Below are 18,679 nucleotides of genomic sequence, written 5' to 3' on the forward strand. Positions count from 1 at the left end.
GCCCGTCCGCTTCGGTCGGGCTCATTCATCACCAAAATCGATATGCCATCACTGGATGTCATGGGATTTGCCGGCGCAAATCCGCTATGAAGGCGGAAACCGGAGATTTGCATGTCGATCGTTAGCAGCCTCAGCCCGCGCGCACTGGCGGCGCCCGAAAGCGGGATCGTCGAACTCGTCAACTATGCCCGTGGCCGCGAAGGCCTGCTGCCGCTCTGGGTGGGTGAGGGCGACTTGCCGACGCCTGATTTCATCAGCAGGGCGGCGATGGACGCGCTTGCTAGCGGCGAGACCTTCTACACATGGCAGCGCGGCATTCCGGAGCTTCGCCAGGCGCTTTCGGATTATTACGACAGACATTTCGGAATCCGGCTTCCGGTCGAGCATTTCTACGTCACCGGTTCCGGCATGCAGGCGATCCAGATCGCCGTGCAGGCGCTGACCTCGCCGGGCGACGAACTGGTTTACTTGTCGCCTTCCTGGCCGAACATTGCCGCCGCTCTCGAGATAGCAGGTGCGCGCTCGCTCAGTGTCGAGCTGCAGTTTGAAGGCGGCAAATGGGCGGTCGATCTTGACCGCATCGAAACCGCGATCACCCCGAAGACCAAGGGCATCTTCATCAACACGCCGTCGAACCCGACGGGCTGGACGGCCACGAAACAGGATCTTGGCGATATCCTGGCGCTTGCCCGCAAGCACGACCTCTGGATCCTGGCGGATGAAATCTACGCCCGCTACTATTTTGCCGGCGGCCGCGCGCCCTCTTTCCTCGATGTGATGGACGAGGGCGACAAGATCATCTTCGTCAATTCCTTCTCGAAGAACTGGTCGATGACCGGCTGGCGCGTCGGCTGGATCGTCGCCCCGCCTGAAATGGGCCAGGTGCTCGAAAACCTCATCCAGTATTCGACATCGGGGGTGGCGCAGTTCATGCAGAAAGGCGCCGTCGCAGCCCTTGATCAAGGCGACGATTTCGTCGCTGCCAATATCGCCAAGGCGTCCCGCTCCCGCGATACTCTCTGCGATGCGCTTGTCGCCACCAACCGCGTCGAGACACTGAAACCGGATGGCGCGATCTATGCTTTCCTGAAGATCGACGGCGTCGCCGACAGCCGCAAGGCAGCGCTCGACATCGTCGACAAGACAGGCGTCGGCCTTGCTCCCGGCACCGCTTTCGGACCGGGCGGCGAACTCTTCCTGCGCGCCTGTTTCCTGCGCGACCCCACGCAGGTGGCGATCGCCGCCGAGCGCCTCTGCGACTATATCCTCAAGCTCTGAGAAGCGTGGGCCAAGTCAATTTTGTGCCGGAATCGCCGGATCGATAAAACTCTAGCAAAGCCCGAAATCGGCCTCTAACCACGACTCCAAACATACCGGTTCAAAGGCCTTCCAAAGGCCGTTCGATAAGAAAATTGGAAAGAAAAACCGGCGCCTGATGCCCCTGCTTATAAAAACGAAAGCAGGGATGCGGGACATGGCGGTTTTGGTGACGGGCGGGGCCGGTTATATCGGCAGTCACATGGTTTGGGCGCTGCTCGATGCGGGCGAGGATGTGGTCGTGCTCGACCGCCTCTCCACAGGCTTTCGCTGGGCCGTGGCGCCGGCGGCGCGTTTCTATCTCGGCGACGTTGCCGATCCCGACATATTGAAAAAGGTCTTCATCGAAAACGACATCGAGGCGATCATCCATTTCGCCGGCTCTGCCGTCGTCCCGGTCTCGGTCGCCGATCCGCTCTCCTATTACGACAACAATTCCGGCAAGACCCGGGCGCTGCTGAGCGCTTCGGTCAAGGCAGGTATCCGCAACTTCGTCTTCTCCTCGACGGCGGCCGTCTACGGCCAGCAAAAGACCGACCTGCCGGTGAAGGAGACGGCCCCTCTCAATCCGGAAAATCCTTACGGCCAGTCGAAGCTGATGACCGAATTCATGCTGCGCGATGCCGCCGCCGCCTATGATTTCAACTATGTCGCGCTTCGTTACTTCAACGTCGCCGGCGCCGACCCGCACCACCGCGCCGGCCAGTCGACCTCAGGCGCCACCCACCTGATCAAGGTAGCCTGCGAGGCGGCACTCGGCAGGCGCGACAGTGTCAATGTCTACGGCATCGACTATCCCACCCATGACGGCACCGGCGTGCGCGACTACATCCATGTCAGCGATCTCACGGATGCACATCTGAAGGCGCTGCAGCACCTGCGCAGAAGCAAGGGTTCGCTCGTTGCCAATTGCGGGTATGGAAGCGGCTATTCCGTGCTCGATGTGCTGAACATGGTCACCCGCCTGCACGGACATTCCTTCAAGATCCACATGGCGCCGCGCCGCGCCGGCGATTCGGCAAGCGTCGTCGCAGACGCTTCGCTCGCAAGGCAGGTGCTCGACTGGAAACCCAGATACGATTCGCTGGAAACCATCGTCCAGAGTTCGCTCGATTGGGAACTGTTCCTGTCGAACAAGAACGTCGACGACCTGCACAGCATCCACCGGGCATTGGCCGCCGCTTCCTTCTGATCGGGGAACCCGTTTACCCCTCCGCGCCTGCGGGGGCCGCATGCCGTCATGTGAATAAGGAAAAACAAGCTTTCTCTGGCTGGCTCGGGCCAACGGAAAAGAGAAGATGAAGAACTTTCTGGCCTCATTGCAACTGCAAAAAGACAATCCGACGCTTCTGCTGGCGCAGTTCCGGGCCCTGTCGTCGCAGATTCCCATTCTCTATGTCCTTCTGGTCATCAACGCCCTTGCGGTGGCGATCACCCACCTCAAATCCGCCCCCCTTTGGCTCTCGCTCTACATTCCCGTGGCCTTGAGCGTCGTCTGTGTCTTCCGTCTCTGCTGGTGGGAGATCCGCGGCAAGGAAAACGTCACCGCCGAGCGGGCCTACAGGCTGATGAAGCTCACGATATCAGGGGCCGGCATCCTGGCCGTCGCTTTCGGCAGCTGGGCGATCGCGCTCTACCAATATGGCGATGCTTCCCAGCAGGGTCAGATCGCCTATTTCCTCGTCGTGACCGGGATATCCTGCATCTTTTGCCTGATGCACCTGCCGATGGCGGCAGCGCTGACCACGGTCATCACCTTCTCGGCCATGGTCGCGACCTTCTTGTTCTCGGGCAATCCCGTTTTCGTCGCGACAGCCATTAGCGGCCTCTTCCTGATCCTGCCCTTCCTCAGGGTGATCAACAGCTATTTCCAGAATTTCGTCGGTCTCGTGCAACTGACCGAAGAGCTGAAGCAGAAGCAGGCGGAAGCCGAGGAGCTGAACCTCGTCAACAGCCGCAATGCGCTGCATGACCAGCTGACCGGCCTTGCCAATCGCCGCAGCTTCTTTCTCTCGTTGGAAAAACGGCTGCAGAAGGATCCGTCGACGCCGCCCGTCCTCGGCATTCTCGATCTCGACGGCTTCAAGCCGGTCAATGACGTCTTCGGCCATGCCGCTGGCGACCTCGTGCTGAAGGAGACAGCCCGCCGCTTTGTCGCGCTGGTCGGCGAAGAGGGCATCGTCTCTCGTCTCGGCGGCGATGAGTTCGGTATCATCTTTCCCTGTTCGATGACACGCCAGGCGATTGCCGATCTCGGCCAGGCGCTCTGTGCTGTCGTCCGGGATCCCTACGAAATCCCCGACGGCTCGGTCCGCGTTTTCGGCTCTTGCGGCATCGTCTATCCCGATATTGGCACATACACCGCCGAGGATCTTTACGAGAAAGCCGATTTTGCCCTCTACCAGGTCAAGAGCAAGCGCAGCAGCGGCGTCGAATTCTTCTCGGCCGAGCACGAGAAGATCCTGACGCAGCGCCACCTGATCGAACTCGAACTGCAGGCAAACGATTTCGCCAAGGAATTGAAACTCGACTATCAGCCGATCGTCGAATTGAGGAGCGGCCGCGTCGTCGCCTACGAGGCGCTCGCCCGCTGGGACAGCGCCCGCTTCGGCCGTATCAGCCCAGACGCCTTCATTCCCGCTGCCGAGCGCACGGCGGTCATCGGCCGCATAACCCGCATCCTCTTCGCCAAGGCGCTCGAAGCGCTGGCGATCATTCCACGGCATCTCAGGCTGTCCTTCAATCTCTCGGCGCGCGATATCTGCGACCACGAGACCTCGATGGCGCTGCTCGCCATGATCACCCGTTCCGGCATTGATCCGAAGCGCATCGAATTCGAGATTACCGAGACCGCATTGCTCTCCGATTTCGACACCGCCGATCAGGTGATATCCATGCTGCGCGCTGCCGGCATCTCGATTGCGCTCGACGATTTCGGCACCGGCTATTCGAGCCTCAGCCATATTCATCGTCTCGGCTTCGACAAGCTGAAGATCGACAAGTCGTTCGTGATGAATTTCGATCGAGACGCCCGCTGCATGAACATCACCCGCTCGGTCGCCAATCTCTGCCAGAACCTCGGCATCGCCTCCGTCGCCGAAGGCGTCGAAAGCGAAGAGATTGCCGAGGGATTGAAGGCGATGGGCGTTCGTCTGGCGCAGGGCTATCATTTCTCGCGGCCGCTGCCGCTCGAGCTTGCCATCGATTACGCCGCCCGGTGCGAAGCTGCAGCCTCCGCCCGCAATTCGCTGTCTGCCTGAGCTACCTTAAATCGACTGGAGCGATGCGTCATCGTCGTCTATTCATGGTCGTAGTAGATGAGGTGAACCATGCAGGACGGCGAACGGCAAGACGAAGTCATCATTGAGCGGCGGGGGACTGCTGCTATCATCCGCCTCAACCGGCCGCGGGCGCTGAACAGCCTGACCCTGCCGATGATCCGGGCGATCACTGCGGCCCTTCACGACTTTGTCGGTGATCCCAAGGTGGCAAGCGTCGTGATGGTGGGGGAGGGCGAACGCGGCTTCTGTGCCGGCGGCGATATCCGCGCCCTGCATGAGAGCGCCCGTGCCGGCGATGGCCTCGCAGGTACCTTCTGGCGCGAGGAGTTCCGCCTCAACCATCTGATTGCCGCCTATCCCAAACCCTATGTCGCGCTGATGGACGGCATCACCATGGGCGGCGGCGTCGGCCTGTCGTCGCACGGCCGCCACCGCGTCGTCACCGAGCGCACGCGGCTGGCCATGCCCGAAACCGGCATCGGCTATGTCCCGGATGTCGGCGCCACCTGGCTGCTGCCGCGTGGCCCCGGCGAAGCCGGAACATGGCTCGGCCTGACAGGGCTTGATATCGGGGCTGCCGATGCGATCCACGCCCGCCTTGCCGACCTTCAGATCGCCTCGTCGCGGCTCGGCGAAGCGATCGATGCTCTCTCCGCCCTGCCGCGCGCCAGCTCATCCGGCGATGTCGATGCCGTGCTGCAGGCGCTTTCGGAGCCTCAGGGAGAAAGCCGGCTCAGGCAGAACGCAGCAATGATTGATCGCGCATTCCGTTTCGACAGCGTCGAGGAGATCCTGGCAGCGCTTGCCGAGGAGGAAGGCGAATTCGCCGCCGAGACGCGCCGGGTGCTGCTGACGCGTTCGCCGACCAGCCTGAAGCTCGCTTTGCGGCTGCTGCGGGCCGGCCGTCGCAGCGCCTCGCTTGCCGAATGCCTCGGCCGCGAACTCGGCGCCTGCCTGCAGATGCTTGATAATCCCGATTTCTTCGAGGGTATTCGCGCCGCCGTCATCGACAAGGACCGCAATCCGAAATGGTCGCCGGCGTCAGTCGATGCCGTGGAGTCAGCAAGGGTCGAATTTTTCCTGAAACCGGCCGAGCCGCCGCTTTCACTCTGAACTCTATCCGGTTATCGCCACATGCCGCGCATGCGGGCGCCGACATCGATGCGCACCTGCCGCGCTTGGGCTTGAGCGGCCTCCGATTTCCCCTGCGGCCAGCTGCAGGCCTCGAAGAACTGCAGCAGGGTCGCGGGAATGAAGCGGCTGCGTGAGGCATAGACGTGCCGGTCGCCCTGCGAGTTCTGCCCATAGGTGAAGAAGCGTTGCGGAACGACGAGGTCGAGACCATCCCGGGCGCGCGTCATGGCGACATAGAGCAGCCGGCGTTCCTCCTCGATTTCGGCGGTGGTGCCGACGGCGAGATCGCTCGGTATGCATCCGTCGACGACGTTCAGCATGAATACCTTCGTCCATTCCTGGCCCTTGGCGGAATGGATGGTCGACAGGATGAGATAGTCTTCGTCGAGAAGCGGCACGCCCGCCTGGTCGCTGGTCGCATCCGGCGGATCGAGGGTGAGCTCGGTGAGAAAGCGCTCGCGCGAGGCATAACCGCTAGCGATCTGCTCGAGCTGCAGCAGGTCGGCCTGCCGCGTCGCGGCATCCTCGTGCAGCCGTTCCAGATGCGGCGCGTACCATTGCCGCGCCAGGCCGATTTCCGCCGGCCAGCCGGCCTTGCCGGTCTTCAGCTCCTGCAGCATCGCAACGAACATTGTCCAGTCCTCGCCGGAGCGCGGCGGTGCCGGCATGGCGCCAAGAGCAGTAATCGGGCTGGCATCCTCGGCCATCAGGTCGAGCGTCTTCTGCGCCGTCGACGGCCCGACGCCCGGCAGGATCTGCATCAGCCGGAAGCCCGCCACCCGGTCGCGCGGGTTCTGCGCGAAGCGAAGGGCGGCCAGCATGTCCTTCACATGCGCGCTGTCGAGAAACTTCAGCCCGCCGAATTTGACGAAGGGGATGTTGCGCCGGGTCAGCTCGACCTCCAGCGGCCCGCTGTGATGCGAGGCGCGGAAGAGCACGGCTTGCTGCTTGAGCGTGAGGCCTTCCTCGCGGTTATCGAGCACCATGTCGGTGATGTAGCGCGCCTGCTCGGCCTCGTCGCGCACCGTGACCAGGCGCGGCCGCTCGGACGATTGCCGCTCGGTCCAGAGGTTCTTGGTGAAGCGCTCCGAGGCGAGATCGATGACGGCGTTGGCGGCGGCGAGGATCGGCTGCGTCGAGCGGTAGTTGCGGTCGAGCGTGACGATATTGGCGGCCGGGCTGAAGGCGGCGGGAAAATCGAGGATATTGCGCACCGTCGCGGCGCGGAAGGAATAGATCGATTGCGCATCGTCGCCGACGACGGTCAGCCCCTGGCCTTGGGGTTTCAGCGCAAGCAGGATCGTGGCCTGTAGCCGGTTGGTATCCTGATATTCGTCGACCAGCACATGGTCGAAGCGGCTGCCGATATCCTCGGCAATCATCGCTTCGCCGACCATCTGCGCCCAGTAGAGCAGCAGATCGTCGTAATCGAGCACGTTCTGGCTCTGCTTGGCCTCGACATAACAGGCGAAAAGTTCGCGCAGCTGTTTTTCCCACGTCGCGCACCAGGGAAAGACGTCGCGCAGCACGAGGTCGAGCGCGGTTTCCGAATTCACCGCCCTGGAATAGATGGCAAGGCAGGTGCCCTTGGTCGGAAAACGGCTTTCCGTCTTCGAGAAGCCGAGGTCGTGCCGGATCAGGTTCATCAGATCGGCGCTGTCTTCGCGGTCGTGGATGGTAAACCCAGGATCGAGACCGATCTGCTCCGCATAATCGCGCAGCAGCCGGGCGCCGATGCCGTGGAAGGTGCCGGACCAGGAAAGCGCATCCGCCATGACGCCGGCATTCGCACCAAGCACATCGCGGCAGATGCGCTCGACGCGTCGCGCCATCTCGGCGGCTGCCCGGCGCGAGAAGGTCATCAGCAGGATGCGGCGGGGATCGGCGCCCTTGACGATCAGATGGGCGACCCGATGCGCCAAGGTATTCGTCTTTCCGGAGCCGGCGCCGGCAATGACCAGCAGCGGCCCGGCAATATGGCTGCCGTCGATGAGCGTGCCGTGCTCGACGGCCATGCGCTGCTGCGGATTGAGCTTTTCGAGATACATCCAGCCGTCCGGTCGGGCTCCCGCAGAATCACTGGGGAAAGATTAGATGTTCCTTGAATGTTCGCGATTGCTGTCCCTGTCAAGCGATCTGGCGCGCGAGCAACATCTCAGTCGGGGAAATCCGGACCGATCTCGCGCCGCACCAGCCTCAGGCTGCGGTCCGGCTGAAGGATATAGGTTTCCTCCACACGCTGGCCCGTCCCGTTGTAGAATTGGTTGTAGACGGCGCTGCCGACCGGCGACTTGCTGAGCTTCGTTCGCGGCTGGCCGCCATAGGTAATGCTGCCGGGGATGGGTTCCAGCGCCGGCGTATCGGCCGAGGAGCAGCCGGCAAGCATTGCCCCGGCAAACAAGGCAGGCAAAAGCGCTTTCATCGTCATCATCCCTTTCGACTGCAGCCAGATATGGAAGCCGCGGCGCCTTTCGCCAAGGGGTGCCCATGCCACCGCGCAAGTATCGCTGTCGAACAGGCTCTTCTTTTCCGGGGGACGCAACGAAATGCGTCGCAGCGGCGTTAACAGACATCAACCAACATCAGGAAACGTTCACGGTGCTCGGCTTTCCAGCATTCACGGGGCATGGCGAGCCCGGCCGGCAGGGCCACAGCGATGCCGCAACGCGTGCCTCGGTGGAAAGCGCCCTCCATGCGGCCGCCGATTTCGAAGCCGGCGAAATCACCGTCAGCATATCGGGCTCCTATGTCATCCTGGAAGGTTTCGTGCGCCGGCGGGGCGATGTCGAGCGGGCGATCGAGATCGCCGAGGGCGTCGTCGGCCGGGGCTATGTGCGTGCTCGCTTGCTGCGACGCTAATGCATGTCGCCTAAAAGTGTGCAGCGGTTTTAGGACAACGACATGCATCAAATAAAAGTCCGGCGCCGGGCTCGCGCTCATCTCTTTGCGATGCATGAAGGGAACCAAAACGCTCTCTCGCGTGTTGAAAGGCCGGACCTAAACGCTGGAGACTCTCATGCAGTTGCTTCCTCGCCTCTGGGCAACGACCTTGATCGTGGGTTGCGGTGTCTTTGCCGGCTCCGCCCATGCCTCGCTGGAAACCGGCACGAATTATTCCGCTTTGCCGAAGGACCAGATCGCCCTCAACGAATATACCGGGACCGTCGCCTGCCAGCCGGTAGAGCCTCACTATCTCCCCTCCTTCATCCGCGCGGCAGATGGCACCATCATCGGTGTCGGTTATGTCGAGATCGAGAATGAGAGCGGCGCGGATTGCTGAAAAAAGGCGGTCCTGCTCGGACGAGGCTCGCCTGCGTTTCCGCAGAGGGTACGAGCCTCTAACCATCATCATGATGGCTGGTCATCTTCTATTGATGCACCTGTATCGGGCGCAACGCCCTTTGCACCAAAACCCGGCACGCACTTGTTGCAGGGTTAAACCAAAATTAAAGCCCAAAATTAAAGCATTGTCCCGTTCCGGCACGCTTGCGCGCCCAGAAGGCGAAAATCGCCTGAAATTCCTTGCCGAAGTGCTAATGCAGCTTCAGCTTCGCCTCTTCGGCGGCCGCCAGGAACTCGGCTCTTGCTTCTTCCACGCTCTTGCGCCCATCGAGCGCCGCCCGGCAGGCGCTGCGGGCCTTGATATAACGAAGCCCACGCATACTCGGCCAGAGATCCGCCAGGCACTTCAGCGCATCGAACGGCCCATTGACCGTTCGCGCATCCGCACCTTCGAAACCAACCTTGACCGGGCTGTTCCATCTTTCAGTTGCCATCGACGCTCCTCCACGATTTTCGACAGCATCTCCCAGTTCCTCCGGGGAGACTTTGCGATAGTTAATACTCTAGCGAGATTTTCACCGTCAGCAATGGGCGGATCGTCGCTGATGCCGCCACGAATGGTTTCGCCTCGACCCATGACAGGAAAGCCTATGGACGGCAGTTGATGAGAAACGCCAACTTATGAGGTGTTTTCGCCGGGAAGGGTGGGGAGTCGAGATTGACTGTCTTTAAAAAAACTGGTGCTGCCGAGTGGGATTGAACCACCGACCTCACCCTTACCAAGGGTGTGCTCTACCACTGAGCTACGGCAGCAGGACCAGGACCCGTGCGAGCCGTGTGGCTCAATCGCGAGAACGGGGGGCTATTGCCACAGCTTGGCGGCAAGCGCAAGCCGCAAATTCCAACTTCGTATGGATTGAGGCAAAGGGCCTTTTGGATTGGCGCGAATTCGGCTAATCCTGTCGCATGAACGAAAAGACCGAAACCGGCCAGCAGAGCCGCAAACAGGCGATCGAGGCACAGGCGAAACTGCGCCGCGAGCGCGCCGCCGAAAAGCTCAGGGAAAATCTGGGGCGACGCAAACAGCAGGTCCGCGCCCGCCGTTCGGGCCAGGCCGACGAAACAAATGGGCTGCCCGCCGCAAAAATGGACGAATCGTAATGTTCCGTCCGACGCGAATTGAAGCGTGTCGAGAAATCCCCTAAACACCTCACTCCTTATTCCAAGGCAGAACTTTCAGGAAAGGCGGGCTCGGCCCGTAAGCGCACATGGATCGTATCAGAATCGTCGGCGGTAATGAGCTGAATGGCATCATTCCGATTTCCGGCGCCAAGAATGCCGCACTGCCGCTGATGATCGCCTCGCTTCTGACCAGCGATACGCTGACGCTCGAAAACGTGCCGCATTTGGCCGATGTCGAGCTGCTGATGCGCATCCTCGGCAATCACGGCGTCGACGTCGCCGTCAACGGCCGCCGCGAGCGCCAGGAAGACGCCTATTCGCGCACGATCCATTTCACCTGCCGCACGATCGTCGATACCACGGCATCCTATGAGCTGGTCTCGAAGATGCGCGCCTCCTTCTGGGTCATCGGCCCGTTGCTGGCGCGCGAAGGCCATTGCCGCGTTTCGCTGCCGGGCGGCTGTGCCATCGGCACGCGCCCCGTCGATCTCTTCATCGAAGGCCTGACGGCGCTCGGCGCCACCATGGAGATCGATGCCGGTTATATCAATGCCAAGGCGCCTGCCGGCGGCCTGATCGGCGCACGCTACACTTTCCCGAAGGTCTCCGTCGGCGCCACCCATGTGATGATGATGGCGGCAACGCTTGCCCGCGGCACGACTGTCATCGGCAATGCCGCCCGCGAGCCTGAGGTCGTCGACCTCGCCAACTGCCTGAACGCCATGGGCGCCAAGATATCGGGCGCGGGTACGGCGACGATCACCATCGAAGGCGTCACCTCGCTCTCCGGCGCCCGCCATCGCGTCCTGCCGGATCGCATCGAGACCGGCACCTACGCCATGGCGGTCGCCATGGCCGGTGGCGACGTCGTGCTCGAAAATACCGATGTGGCGCTGCTCGAAACCGCGGTGGAAACGCTGCGCCGCGCCGGCGCGGAAATCTCGTCGACCAACAATGGCATGCGCATCAAGCGCAATGGCGCCGGCATCAGGCCGGTCGATATCGTCACCGATCCTTTCCCGGGCTTCCCGACCGACCTGCAGGCGCAGTTCATGGCGCTGATGACCCGTTCTTCCGGCGTCTCGCATGTCACCGAGACCATCTTCGAAAACCGTTTCATGCATGTGCAGGAGCTTGCCCGCCTCGGCGCCAGGATCTCGCTGTCCGGCCAGACGGCGAAGATCGAGGGTGTCCAACGCCTGCGCGGCGCGCCCGTCATGGCGACCGATCTGCGCGCCTCCGTCTCGCTCGTCATCGCCGGCCTTGCCGCCGAGGGCGAAACCACGGTCTCCCGCGTCTATCACCTCGACCGCGGTTTCGAACGGCTCGAGGAGAAGCTGACCCGCTGCGGCGCCATCGTCGAGCGCATCAGCGAGTAAGCACCGTTCATCCCGGTTGCGTAATTGGTCGCCGCGCCTTATTTCCCTTGTCTGACGCATCGCCATTCCGGCGGTGCCCGGCCTAGGCCGGTAATGGGATTGAGACTGAATGACCGACCTGAAACTTGTTGCGCTCGATAACGAGGATCTTGCGATCATGTCCGCGCATATGCAGGACAGTGTCTTCAAGGTCGGCGACATCGATTGGTCGCCGCGCGACGCGCAGTTCGCGCTTGCCGCCAATCGTTTCGTCTGGGAAGGTGCCGAGCGCAAGCGCAAGGGTTTCGAGCGCCGCCGTGCTGCCCTGGTTTTCAAGCGCGTGCTTGCCGTCCGTTCGCTCGGCATCGATCGCGGCAAACGCGACGAGGTGCTGTCGCTGCTGGCGCTGCGCTTCGAGCAAAAGGGCGAGGGGCCGGAGGGCACGATCGAGCTGTCGCTGTCCGGCACGGCCTCGATTGCGCTCGATGTCGAATGCATCGAAGCCCAGCTGGCCGATATCGGCGGCGCCTGGGAGGCTTCCTCCAAGCCTCGCCACCGCTGACATGACGCCGGAAGTTTAGATATCGCAGTTTCGAGTTGGGAAGGAATATCGACCTTGGCAATCTGGCTGGATCAGGCATCGGAAGGTTTCGAGCAGCATTTTGCCGCCTTTCTGACGACGAAGCGTGAAGTCTCCGAGGATGTGAACATCGTCGTTCGCGCCATCATCGATGACGTGCGCGCCCGCGGTGATGTGGCGCTGGCCGAATATTCGCTGAAATTCGACGGCATCGATTACGCCACCGTCCCGATGCGCGTCACAGCTGAAGAGATCGACGCCGCCGTCGAGGGGGTGCCTTCGGAAGTGCTGGGGGCGCTGAAGCTCGCAGCACTGCGCATCGAATCCCACCATCGCCGGCAGCTGCCGAAGGACGATATCTACGAGGACGACATGGGCGTCAGTCTCGGCTCGCGCTGGACGGCGATCGAAGCGGTCGGGCTCTATGTTCCGGGCGGCACGGCGAGTTATCCGAGTTCGGTGCTGATGAATGCGGTGCCGGCCAAGGTCGCCGGCGTCGATCGCATTGTCATCGCCGTTCCTGCCACAGGCGGCGCCGTCAATCCGGCGGTGCTTGCCGCCGCCAAGCTTGTCGGTGTCACGGAGATTTATCGTGTCGGCGGCGCCCAGGCGATCGCGGCTCTTGCCTATGGCACCGAGACGATCGCTCCGGTCGCCAAGATCACCGGCCCCGGCAATGCCTATGTCGCCGCCGCCAAGCGTCATGTCTTCGGCACCGTCGGCATCGATATGATCGCCGGCCCCTCCGAGGTGCTTGTCATTGCAGACAAGGACAACAATCCGGATTGGATCGCAGCCGACCTCTTGGCCCAGGCCGAGCACGATGTCAGTTCCCAGGCGATCCTGATCACCGATGATGCCGCATTTGGCAAGGCGGTGGAGCAGGCGGTCGAACGCCAGCTGAAGACGCTGAACCGGGCCGAGACGGCGGCGGCAAGCTGGCGCGATTTCGGCGCGGTCATCCTGGTTGCCGATCTGAAACAGGCCATTCCCTTGGCAAACCGTATCGCTGCCGAGCATCTGGAGCTCGCCGTCGCCGATCCGGACCGGTTGCTCGACGGCATCCGCAATGCCGGCGCGATCTTCATCGGCGCCCATACGCCCGAGGTGATCGGCGATTATGTCGGCGGTTCGAACCATGTGCTGCCGACGGCGCGTTCGGCGCGCTTCTCATCCGGCCTTTCGGTGCTCGATTTCGTCAAGCGCACCTCGATCCTGCGCCTCGGCCCGCAGCAGCTCCGCACCCTCGGCCCGGCGGCGATCGCCCTTGCCGTTTCCGAAGGCCTCGATGCCCATGCGCGATCGGTCGCGATCCGCCTCAACCTCGAAAGGTGAGGGCATGGCGAAGGGCGAATTCCGGCTTTGCGACGTCGTCCTTGACGATACGATCGGCCGTTCGACGCCCGATGTCGAGCATGAGCGCGCCGTCGCCATCTTCGATCTGATCGAGGAGAACAGGTTCGAGCCGCTCGGCCATGCCGGCGGGCCCTACCGGCTGAATATCTCGCTGGTCGATTCGAAGCTGGTATTCGCCATCACCACCGAAGAAGGCGGCGGCGTCGCCACCCATATCCTGTCGCTCACGCCCTTCCGGCGGATCGTCAAGGATTACTTCATGATCTGCGAGAGCTATTACGAAGCGATCCGTTCGTCGACGCCGAGCCGCATCGAGGCGATCGACATGGGCCGGCGCGGCATCCACAATGAAGGCTCGCAGACGCTAAAGGATAGGCTGGCCGGCAAGATAGAGGTCGATTTCGATACCGCCCGGCGCCTTTTCACGCTGGTCTGCGTGCTCTACTGGCGCGGATGACGGCAATGGAGCGCGCCGCCGATGTCGAGGAGGGAAAGCGGCCGGGCGCCATCCTCTTCATGTGCGGGATGAATGCCATCCGCTCGCCGATAGCCGAAGCGATCGCCCGTAGCATTCTGCCAGCCAATACCTATATCAGGTCTGCTGGCGTTCGCGCCGGCGAGCGCGATCCCTTCGTGGATGCCGTGCTCGATGAAATCGGGCTTTCCCTCGGGCGCCGCCAGCCGCAGACGCTGGAAGAACTCGAGGACGATTACTTCGATCTGATCATCACGCTGTCACCGCAGGCCCATCATGCAGCACTCGAGCTGACCCGGTCGAGTGCGGTCGATGTGGTCTACTGGCCGACGATGGATCCGACGGTTGCAATCGGAACACGCGAGCAGATTCTGGAGAGCTACCGCGAGGTCCGCGATCATCTGGCCGGCCTCATCGAAAGCCGGCTACTCAAACGAAATGGCATTGCCGCGCAATCGGCATGAAAACAAATAAAGGAAAGCCTGATCAACGAGGTTCACAAACCTTCGTTGATTGTGTAGTTTCCGCCCAAATTTTAAAGGCGCGCGCTGCGCTGCCTATTCAACCCACAGGAAGAAAACACTTATATGCCTAAAGAAGAAGTCCTCGAATTCCCGGGAATCGTCACCGAACTTCTGCCGAATGCGACGTTCCGCGTGAAGCTCGAAAACGAACACGAGATCATCGCCCACACCGCGGGCCGCATGCGCAAGAACCGCATCCGCGTTCTCGCCGGCGACAAGGTGCTTGTGGAAATGACGCCCTACGATCTGACCAAGGGCCGTATCACCTACCGTTTCAAGTAAGTTTGCCCGAAGGTCCCCGCAAGGGTTTTTGCTCCCGTCTGACGATGGTCGAGGTTCCATGGCGCTGAAATACAAGCTCATTCTGGCCTCGGGCTCGCCCCGTCGCGTTGACCTGCTCAACCAGGCCGGCATCGAGCCTTCGCGCCTGATGCCGATGGATATCGACGAGGCGCCGAAGAAGTCGGAGCATCCGCGTTCGCTGGCCCGCAGGCTTTCGGCTGAGAAGGCGGAAGCGGCTCTTGCCGCCATCAAGGGCGATATCACCTGGAAGGGCAGCTATATCCTGTCCGCCGATACGGTGGTCGCTGTCGGCCGGCGCATCCTCGGCAAGGCTGAGTTCGCCGACGAGGCGCTGAGCTCGCTGCATCTTCTGTCGGGGCGCAACCATATGGTCTACACCGGCGTTTGCCTGGTGACCCCGGATCGCAAGATCCGTCAGAAGATCGTCGAGACCAAGGTACGCTTCAAGCGTCTCTCCGGCTTCGAGATCGAGAACTATCTGGCCTCCGGCCAGTGGCGCGGCAAGGCAGGCGCCTACGGCATCCAGGGCCTCGCCGGCACCTTCGTGCAGAAGATGGTGGGCTCCTACACCAATGTCGTCGGCTTGCCGCTTTATGAAACGATTCTGCTTTTGACCGGCGAAGGCTTCGATGTGCATAGCCGGTGGCCCGAGGGCTGAGCCCGACGGCCGATGCTTAAAGCGCGCCACGATCTTTCAGATCCGAGCGTCGCGCTTTAAGGCTTTATTTTCTCGCATGTCGTTGTCGCAAAACCGCTGCACACTTTTACGCGACATGCTTTAGGACGGACTGATATGCCTGAAGACAAGAAAGCGGCCGCCAAGGTCGAACCGCTGCGCAAGACGCGCCCTTGCCCCGAATGCGGCAAACCCTCCCACCGCGAACATTACCCCTTCTGCTCCAACCGCTGCCGGGAGGCCGATCTCTCCCGCTGGCTGACCGGCGCCTACGCCATTCCGGTTGCCGACGACGAGACGAAGGCCGATTATCCGGATGAAGAAAATTAAAGATTTCCGCCCGCGAAGCTCTTATTTTTCCTCATGAATCCGCAAAGCCGGCAAGACCGTCAAAAAAGAGTCATTTGACGCTTGCCATGGCCGAACAAGATGCTATAACCCCGCTCGCTTCCGGGGTGAACCAAGGCCCCGCGGTTCCTTTTTCTGAAAGGGACCATCGGAAGCAGGTTAGCCCAGGTAGCTCAGTTGGTAGAGCAGCGGATTGAAAATCCGCGTGTCACTGGTTCGATTCCGGTCCTGGGCACCACTCAATCCACGATGTTTTCATTGCATTTTCTTATCCGCATTATCGATGCGCGCGGGCATCCGATTGAAAGAACCTGCAGAATTTAGCAAGTATCGCCACTGGCAATATTATTGTAGCGAAATAGTTAGCTATCAGCTATATTTGCTCATGAAAAGGATCACCTACAGCAAGGCCGCCACGAAGGCACTCCGCAAGATGCAGCCGAAGCGCGCCGCGGCGATCATCGCCAACGGCCAGCCGGTCGACCTCAAGACGCTGCAAGGCAGCGAATTTTTTCGAATTCGTGTCGGGCAGGACCGCGTCATCATCGACGATCAGACCATGCAGGTTCTCGTCATCAAGGCAGGCCCACGCGGCGACATCTATAACGATTAGGGGACCGCCATGGGTGAAATCCAGAAACTGACCATCGACGGCAAGGGGTACGTGCTGCTTTCCGAAGACGACTATCAGGACCTTGTCGACGTCAGCGACGCGCGGGCCGCAAAGGCGCGTATCGACGCTGGCGAAGAGACCTGGCCTGAAGACGTCGTCAAGGCGCTGATCGCCGGCGAAGATCCTGTCCGGGTGTTCCGTAAGCATCGCGGCATGAGCATCAAGGAACTGGCTGAAAAGTCCGGGCTCTCCCAGCCCTATCTTTCCGAAATCGAGACCGGAAAGAAGGAGGGCTCCCTGGACGCACTCAGGTCGATCGCCAGCGCGCTGGACGTCGACCTTGACGATGTGGCTTGATGTATACGCATCCCAAGGCGGCCATGCTGTGATCGAGCTTGCTGCTTTTAGAGCCGTATCCCTTTGCCCCACTTGAGGAGGCTCCCTCGTCCAAAAATATGATGCCGGGCTCCTGATATGCGGGGCCAGAAGGCGGCCGACAAAGCCCTCTGTTTAGAGGTTAGTGTCGCCCTTTCAATGTTTTCGCCAGCATCTCGCTCAGTGTTGCCGCCGAGAGCATGGATTCGGCCAAAAGCTTCTTGAGCTTCTGGTTCTCTTCCTCCAGTGCTCTCAGCCTTTTGGCATGGAGACCGACATTCCCGAACTGCAGGGATTGCCACCGATAGAAGGTCGGCTCGCTGATACCGTGCTTGTGGCAAACATCTGCCACAGTCACTCCGGCTTGGTGCTCCTTCAGAATACCGGTAATCTGGTCGTCGTCGAATTTTCGCTTGCCCATCACCGCCTCAGTCCTCGCGAAATGCTCTGTTGAAACTGTCGAGGAGTGGTCTGACGGCATAGAGCGCCACGCTGCTTTTGCCCGTTTCGATCAGTATCTGCGCGGGCATGCCCGCGACCAGTTCGACATCTTTCATTTTCGCCAACCGCTCGTCCGTTACACGGATCGTCGCGGCAAAGTAGGGCTGGCCGCTCTGCGGATCGGTGAGACGGTCCGCTGATACATACTCCACTCGACCTTTCAGGAGTGGAACGCGCCGCTGATTATATGGAAGGAGGTGGACCTGTGCCTCGAGCCCGGCATGGACGAGATTGATGTCTTCCGGTCTGACGTGAGCAGACACGACAAGGCGATCGGAGCGCGGCAGAAGATCGACGAGCGGTTCACCCGCGCCGATCACCCCACCTGATGTGTGGATGCGCAGGTTCATGATTGTTCCATCTTCGGGAGCACGGATATCGGTCCTTGAGAGTTGGTCGTCGATCGCTCGCAAACGCTCGCGCAGTTGCATGATCCGGCTCTCCGTATCGCGCATGCCCTGGGCGACTTCGCTCAACCGGTCGCTCTCAAGCTTTGCGAGATCGGCCTGTGACCCGCTGATCGCCTGGTAGGCGCGAGAGATCTGTGCCTCGACTTGACCCTGCTGGCCATCAAGGTCTGCTTTTTCCCGCTGGAGGTTGAGAAGTCTGCTTCTTCTTTCCAGACCTTTGGCGCTGAGGATCGTAACCTGATCCAGTTCTTGGCTCGAGATTGTCGCTCTGTCGGCCAGTGCTGCCTTCTGCGCGCCAAGTCCGACGATTTCCTGCCGCACCTGCGCGATCTTTTCATTGGCGATCTGAATTTCGGCCTGCATGACCCGGCGACGGGCTTCGAAGATTTTCTGTTGCCCAATCAGAATCGTGCTGACCGAAGGATATTTGTCCATTGCTGCCCTGAGATCCTCAGGATAGGCGATATGGTCGCCGCCCGTCTGCTCCGCAAGCAGGCGGGCGCGGCTTCCTTCGGCGTCCCAAAGTTGCCCTTGAATGCTGTCGCGCTCCGAGCGGGACTTCGTATCGTCGAGCTCTATCACGATTTGCCCGCCCATGACCGCATCGCCGTTTTTAACGAGTATCCGTCGGACAATTCCGCCTTCCAGGTGCTGAATGGTTTTGCGGCTGGACTCCGGTTCGACAACGCCGGATGCGATCGCAGCGCTTTTCAGCGGCGCCAGGACCGACCAGATTCCCAATCCGACGATGAACACCAGGATCAACAGGTTCCCCGTCCAGACAACACCTCTGAGCCCGGGCATGGGCGAAGGGGGGGCGGGTCCGCGCTGTTTCGACTCGATCACCGGCAAATAGGCCGTCTGTTGCCTGGCCGTCGCTGTCGATCGTGGAACCAACTGCTGACCCGTCCTTGACGAATTTGAAAATTTCGCCGGCGTTGCGTCCAGTTGAACAAGGGCCATG

The 18,679-nt window shown here is 61.2% G+C and carries 21 protein-coding genes, 2 tRNA genes and 1 pseudogene; 18 read left to right on the forward strand and 6 right to left on the reverse strand.

The features are described from left to right. Window positions 1-111 precede the first annotated feature (111 nt). From AC245Y_RS01230 to AC245Y_RS01245, 4 genes are all read left to right on the forward strand, one after another. Entirely contained in the window at window positions 112-1,278 is a 1,167-nt protein-coding gene (locus AC245Y_RS01230; RefSeq protein ID WP_017992875.1) for a pyridoxal phosphate-dependent aminotransferase, read from the forward strand. 196 nt (window positions 1,279-1,474) lie between these two features. Continuing rightward, complete coding sequence (gene galE / locus AC245Y_RS01235) at window positions 1,475-2,509, forward strand: UDP-glucose 4-epimerase GalE (protein ID WP_026157246.1); 1,035 nt, start codon at window positions 1,475-1,477, stop codon at window positions 2,507-2,509. Between the two features lie 106 nt (window positions 2,510-2,615). Next, window positions 2,616-4,577 carry a putative bifunctional diguanylate cyclase/phosphodiesterase gene (locus AC245Y_RS01240; protein ID WP_017992877.1) on the forward strand — a complete coding sequence of 654 codons (1,962 nt, stop codon included), beginning with the start codon at window positions 2,616-2,618 and terminating at the stop codon, window positions 4,575-4,577. A gap of 69 nt (window positions 4,578-4,646) precedes the next feature. Beyond that, window positions 4,647-5,711 (forward strand): enoyl-CoA hydratase/isomerase family protein, encoded by a 1,065-nt coding sequence (locus AC245Y_RS01245; protein ID WP_017992878.1) that lies wholly within the window; start codon window positions 4,647-4,649, stop codon window positions 5,709-5,711. Window positions 5,712-5,722: 11 nt separating this feature from the next. Here AC245Y_RS01245 and AC245Y_RS01250 read toward each other — a convergent pair whose 3' ends face one another. Then, window positions 5,723-7,780: an ATP-dependent helicase gene (locus AC245Y_RS01250; RefSeq protein WP_017992879.1), complete on the reverse strand. Its 2,058-nt coding sequence runs from the start codon at window positions 7,778-7,780 to the stop codon at window positions 5,723-5,725. A 107-nt stretch (window positions 7,781-7,887) separates the two neighbouring features. Then, window positions 7,888-8,154, reverse strand: coding sequence for a hypothetical protein (locus tag AC245Y_RS01255; protein ID WP_026157247.1), 267 nt, complete (start codon window positions 8,152-8,154; stop codon window positions 7,888-7,890). Window positions 8,155-8,330: 176 nt separating this feature from the next. Here AC245Y_RS01255 and AC245Y_RS01260 point away from each other — a divergent pair, with 176 nt between their 5' ends. Then, a complete protein-coding gene (locus AC245Y_RS01260; protein ID WP_012755984.1) occupies window positions 8,331-8,591 on the forward strand; it encodes a BON domain-containing protein in 261 nt (86 codons plus the stop codon). A 157-nt stretch (window positions 8,592-8,748) separates the two neighbouring features. Further along, window positions 8,749-9,012 (forward strand): hypothetical protein, encoded by a 264-nt coding sequence (locus AC245Y_RS01265; RefSeq protein ID WP_012755985.1) that lies wholly within the window; start codon window positions 8,749-8,751, stop codon window positions 9,010-9,012. Between the two features lie 253 nt (window positions 9,013-9,265). On the opposite strand, the gene AC245Y_RS01270 is transcribed toward AC245Y_RS01265, so the two are convergent. After that, complete coding sequence (locus AC245Y_RS01270; RefSeq protein ID WP_011650393.1) at window positions 9,266-9,508, reverse strand: DUF982 domain-containing protein; 243 nt, start codon at window positions 9,506-9,508, stop codon at window positions 9,266-9,268. A gap of 244 nt (window positions 9,509-9,752) precedes the next feature. Next, a tRNA-Thr gene (locus AC245Y_RS01275) sits at window positions 9,753-9,827 on the reverse strand. Between the two features lie 153 nt (window positions 9,828-9,980). On the opposite strand from AC245Y_RS01275, the gene AC245Y_RS01280 reads away from it, so the two are divergent. From AC245Y_RS01280 to AC245Y_RS01335, 12 genes are all read left to right on the forward strand, one after another. Continuing rightward, complete coding sequence (locus tag AC245Y_RS01280; RefSeq protein WP_003556333.1) at window positions 9,981-10,175, forward strand: hypothetical protein; 195 nt, start codon at window positions 9,981-9,983, stop codon at window positions 10,173-10,175. Window positions 10,176-10,282: 107 nt separating this feature from the next. Continuing rightward, window positions 10,283-11,575 (forward strand): UDP-N-acetylglucosamine 1-carboxyvinyltransferase, encoded by a 1,293-nt coding sequence (murA, locus tag AC245Y_RS01285; RefSeq protein ID WP_017992881.1) that lies wholly within the window; start codon window positions 10,283-10,285, stop codon window positions 11,573-11,575. A gap of 109 nt (window positions 11,576-11,684) precedes the next feature. After that, entirely contained in the window at window positions 11,685-12,116 is a 432-nt protein-coding gene (locus AC245Y_RS01290; protein ID WP_003556337.1) for a DUF2948 family protein, read from the forward strand. A gap of 54 nt (window positions 12,117-12,170) precedes the next feature. Then, window positions 12,171-13,469, forward strand: a complete 1,299-nt coding sequence (gene hisD, locus AC245Y_RS01295; protein WP_017992882.1) for a histidinol dehydrogenase — start codon at window positions 12,171-12,173, stop codon at window positions 13,467-13,469. Window positions 13,470-13,473: 4 nt separating this feature from the next. Beyond that, complete coding sequence (locus tag AC245Y_RS01300) at window positions 13,474-13,947, forward strand: UPF0262 family protein (RefSeq protein WP_011650397.1); 474 nt, start codon at window positions 13,474-13,476, stop codon at window positions 13,945-13,947. Then, window positions 13,944-14,429, forward strand: coding sequence for an arsenate-mycothiol transferase ArsC (locus AC245Y_RS01305; RefSeq protein WP_017992883.1), 486 nt, complete (start codon window positions 13,944-13,946; stop codon window positions 14,427-14,429). Before AC245Y_RS01300 ends, AC245Y_RS01305 begins: the two co-directional genes overlap by 4 nt. 123 nt (window positions 14,430-14,552) lie before the next feature. Beyond that, complete coding sequence (gene infA, locus AC245Y_RS01310; protein ID WP_003545338.1) at window positions 14,553-14,771, forward strand: translation initiation factor IF-1; 219 nt, start codon at window positions 14,553-14,555, stop codon at window positions 14,769-14,771. 58 nt (window positions 14,772-14,829) lie between these two features. Further along, entirely contained in the window at window positions 14,830-15,450 is a 621-nt protein-coding gene (locus AC245Y_RS01315) for a Maf-like protein (RefSeq protein WP_012755992.1), read from the forward strand. A 135-nt stretch (window positions 15,451-15,585) separates the two neighbouring features. Continuing rightward, window positions 15,586-15,798 (forward strand): DNA gyrase inhibitor YacG, encoded by a 213-nt coding sequence (gene yacG, locus AC245Y_RS01320; protein ID WP_012755993.1) that lies wholly within the window; start codon window positions 15,586-15,588, stop codon window positions 15,796-15,798. 180 nt (window positions 15,799-15,978) lie between these two features. Next, window positions 15,979-16,054: transfer RNA gene (locus tag AC245Y_RS01325), tRNA-Phe, on the forward strand. Between the two features lie 147 nt (window positions 16,055-16,201). Further along, a complete protein-coding gene (locus AC245Y_RS01330; RefSeq protein WP_017992884.1) occupies window positions 16,202-16,429 on the forward strand; it encodes a type II toxin-antitoxin system RelE family toxin in 228 nt (75 codons plus the stop codon). Between the two features lie 9 nt (window positions 16,430-16,438). Then, entirely contained in the window at window positions 16,439-16,786 is a 348-nt protein-coding gene (locus AC245Y_RS01335; RefSeq protein ID WP_003545376.1) for a helix-turn-helix domain-containing protein, read from the forward strand. Between the two features lie 175 nt (window positions 16,787-16,961). Here AC245Y_RS01335 and AC245Y_RS01340 read toward each other — a convergent pair. Next, a pseudogene (locus AC245Y_RS01340) lies at window positions 16,962-17,225 on the reverse strand (transposase); the annotation flags it as partial. 7 nt (window positions 17,226-17,232) lie between these two features. Continuing rightward, window positions 17,233-18,678 carry an HlyD family type I secretion periplasmic adaptor subunit gene (locus AC245Y_RS01345; protein ID WP_017992885.1) on the reverse strand — a complete coding sequence of 482 codons (1,446 nt, stop codon included), beginning with the start codon at window positions 18,676-18,678 and terminating at the stop codon, window positions 17,233-17,235. Between the last annotated feature and the right edge of the window lies 1 nt (window position 18,679).

Source organism: Rhizobium sp. SRDI943 (genome assembly GCF_057653695.1).

Bases quoted from the DNA above. Each gene is read 5' to 3' on its own strand.
- AC245Y_RS01255 (WP_026157247.1), bottom strand. From the start codon at position 8,154: ATGAAAGCGCTTTTGCCTGCCTTGTTTGCCGGGGCAATGCTTGCCGGC.
- AC245Y_RS01305 (WP_017992883.1), top strand. From the start codon at position 13,944: ATGACGGCAATGGAGCGCGCCGCCGATGTCGAGGAGGGAAAGCGGCCG.
- AC245Y_RS01230 (WP_017992875.1), top strand. From the start codon at position 112: ATGTCGATCGTTAGCAGCCTCAGCCCGCGCGCACTGGCGGCGCCCGAA.
- AC245Y_RS01290 (WP_003556337.1), top strand. From the start codon at position 11,685: ATGACCGACCTGAAACTTGTTGCGCTCGATAACGAGGATCTTGCGATC.
- AC245Y_RS01280 (WP_003556333.1), top strand. From the start codon at position 9,981: ATGAACGAAAAGACCGAAACCGGCCAGCAGAGCCGCAAACAGGCGATC.
- AC245Y_RS01240 (WP_017992877.1), top strand. From the start codon at position 2,616: ATGAAGAACTTTCTGGCCTCATTGCAACTGCAAAAAGACAATCCGACG.
- AC245Y_RS01315 (WP_012755992.1), top strand. From the start codon at position 14,830: ATGGCGCTGAAATACAAGCTCATTCTGGCCTCGGGCTCGCCCCGTCGC.
- AC245Y_RS01270 (WP_011650393.1), bottom strand. From the start codon at position 9,508: ATGGCAACTGAAAGATGGAACAGCCCGGTCAAGGTTGGTTTCGAAGGT.
- AC245Y_RS01335 (WP_003545376.1), top strand. From the start codon at position 16,439: ATGGGTGAAATCCAGAAACTGACCATCGACGGCAAGGGGTACGTGCTG.
- AC245Y_RS01345 (WP_017992885.1), bottom strand. From the start codon at position 18,678: ATGGCCCTTGTTCAACTGGACGCAACGCCGGCGAAATTTTCAAATTCG.
- AC245Y_RS01330 (WP_017992884.1), top strand. From the start codon at position 16,202: ATGAAAAGGATCACCTACAGCAAGGCCGCCACGAAGGCACTCCGCAAG.
- galE (WP_026157246.1), top strand. From the start codon at position 1,475: ATGGCGGTTTTGGTGACGGGCGGGGCCGGTTATATCGGCAGTCACATG.
- AC245Y_RS01250 (WP_017992879.1), bottom strand. From the start codon at position 7,780: ATGTATCTCGAAAAGCTCAATCCGCAGCAGCGCATGGCCGTCGAGCAC.
- murA (WP_017992881.1), top strand. From the start codon at position 10,283: ATGGATCGTATCAGAATCGTCGGCGGTAATGAGCTGAATGGCATCATT.
- yacG (WP_012755993.1), top strand. From the start codon at position 15,586: ATGCCTGAAGACAAGAAAGCGGCCGCCAAGGTCGAACCGCTGCGCAAG.
- AC245Y_RS01300 (WP_011650397.1), top strand. From the start codon at position 13,474: ATGGCGAAGGGCGAATTCCGGCTTTGCGACGTCGTCCTTGACGATACG.
- infA (WP_003545338.1), top strand. From the start codon at position 14,553: ATGCCTAAAGAAGAAGTCCTCGAATTCCCGGGAATCGTCACCGAACTT.
- AC245Y_RS01245 (WP_017992878.1), top strand. From the start codon at position 4,647: ATGCAGGACGGCGAACGGCAAGACGAAGTCATCATTGAGCGGCGGGGG.
- AC245Y_RS01265 (WP_012755985.1), top strand. From the start codon at position 8,749: ATGCAGTTGCTTCCTCGCCTCTGGGCAACGACCTTGATCGTGGGTTGC.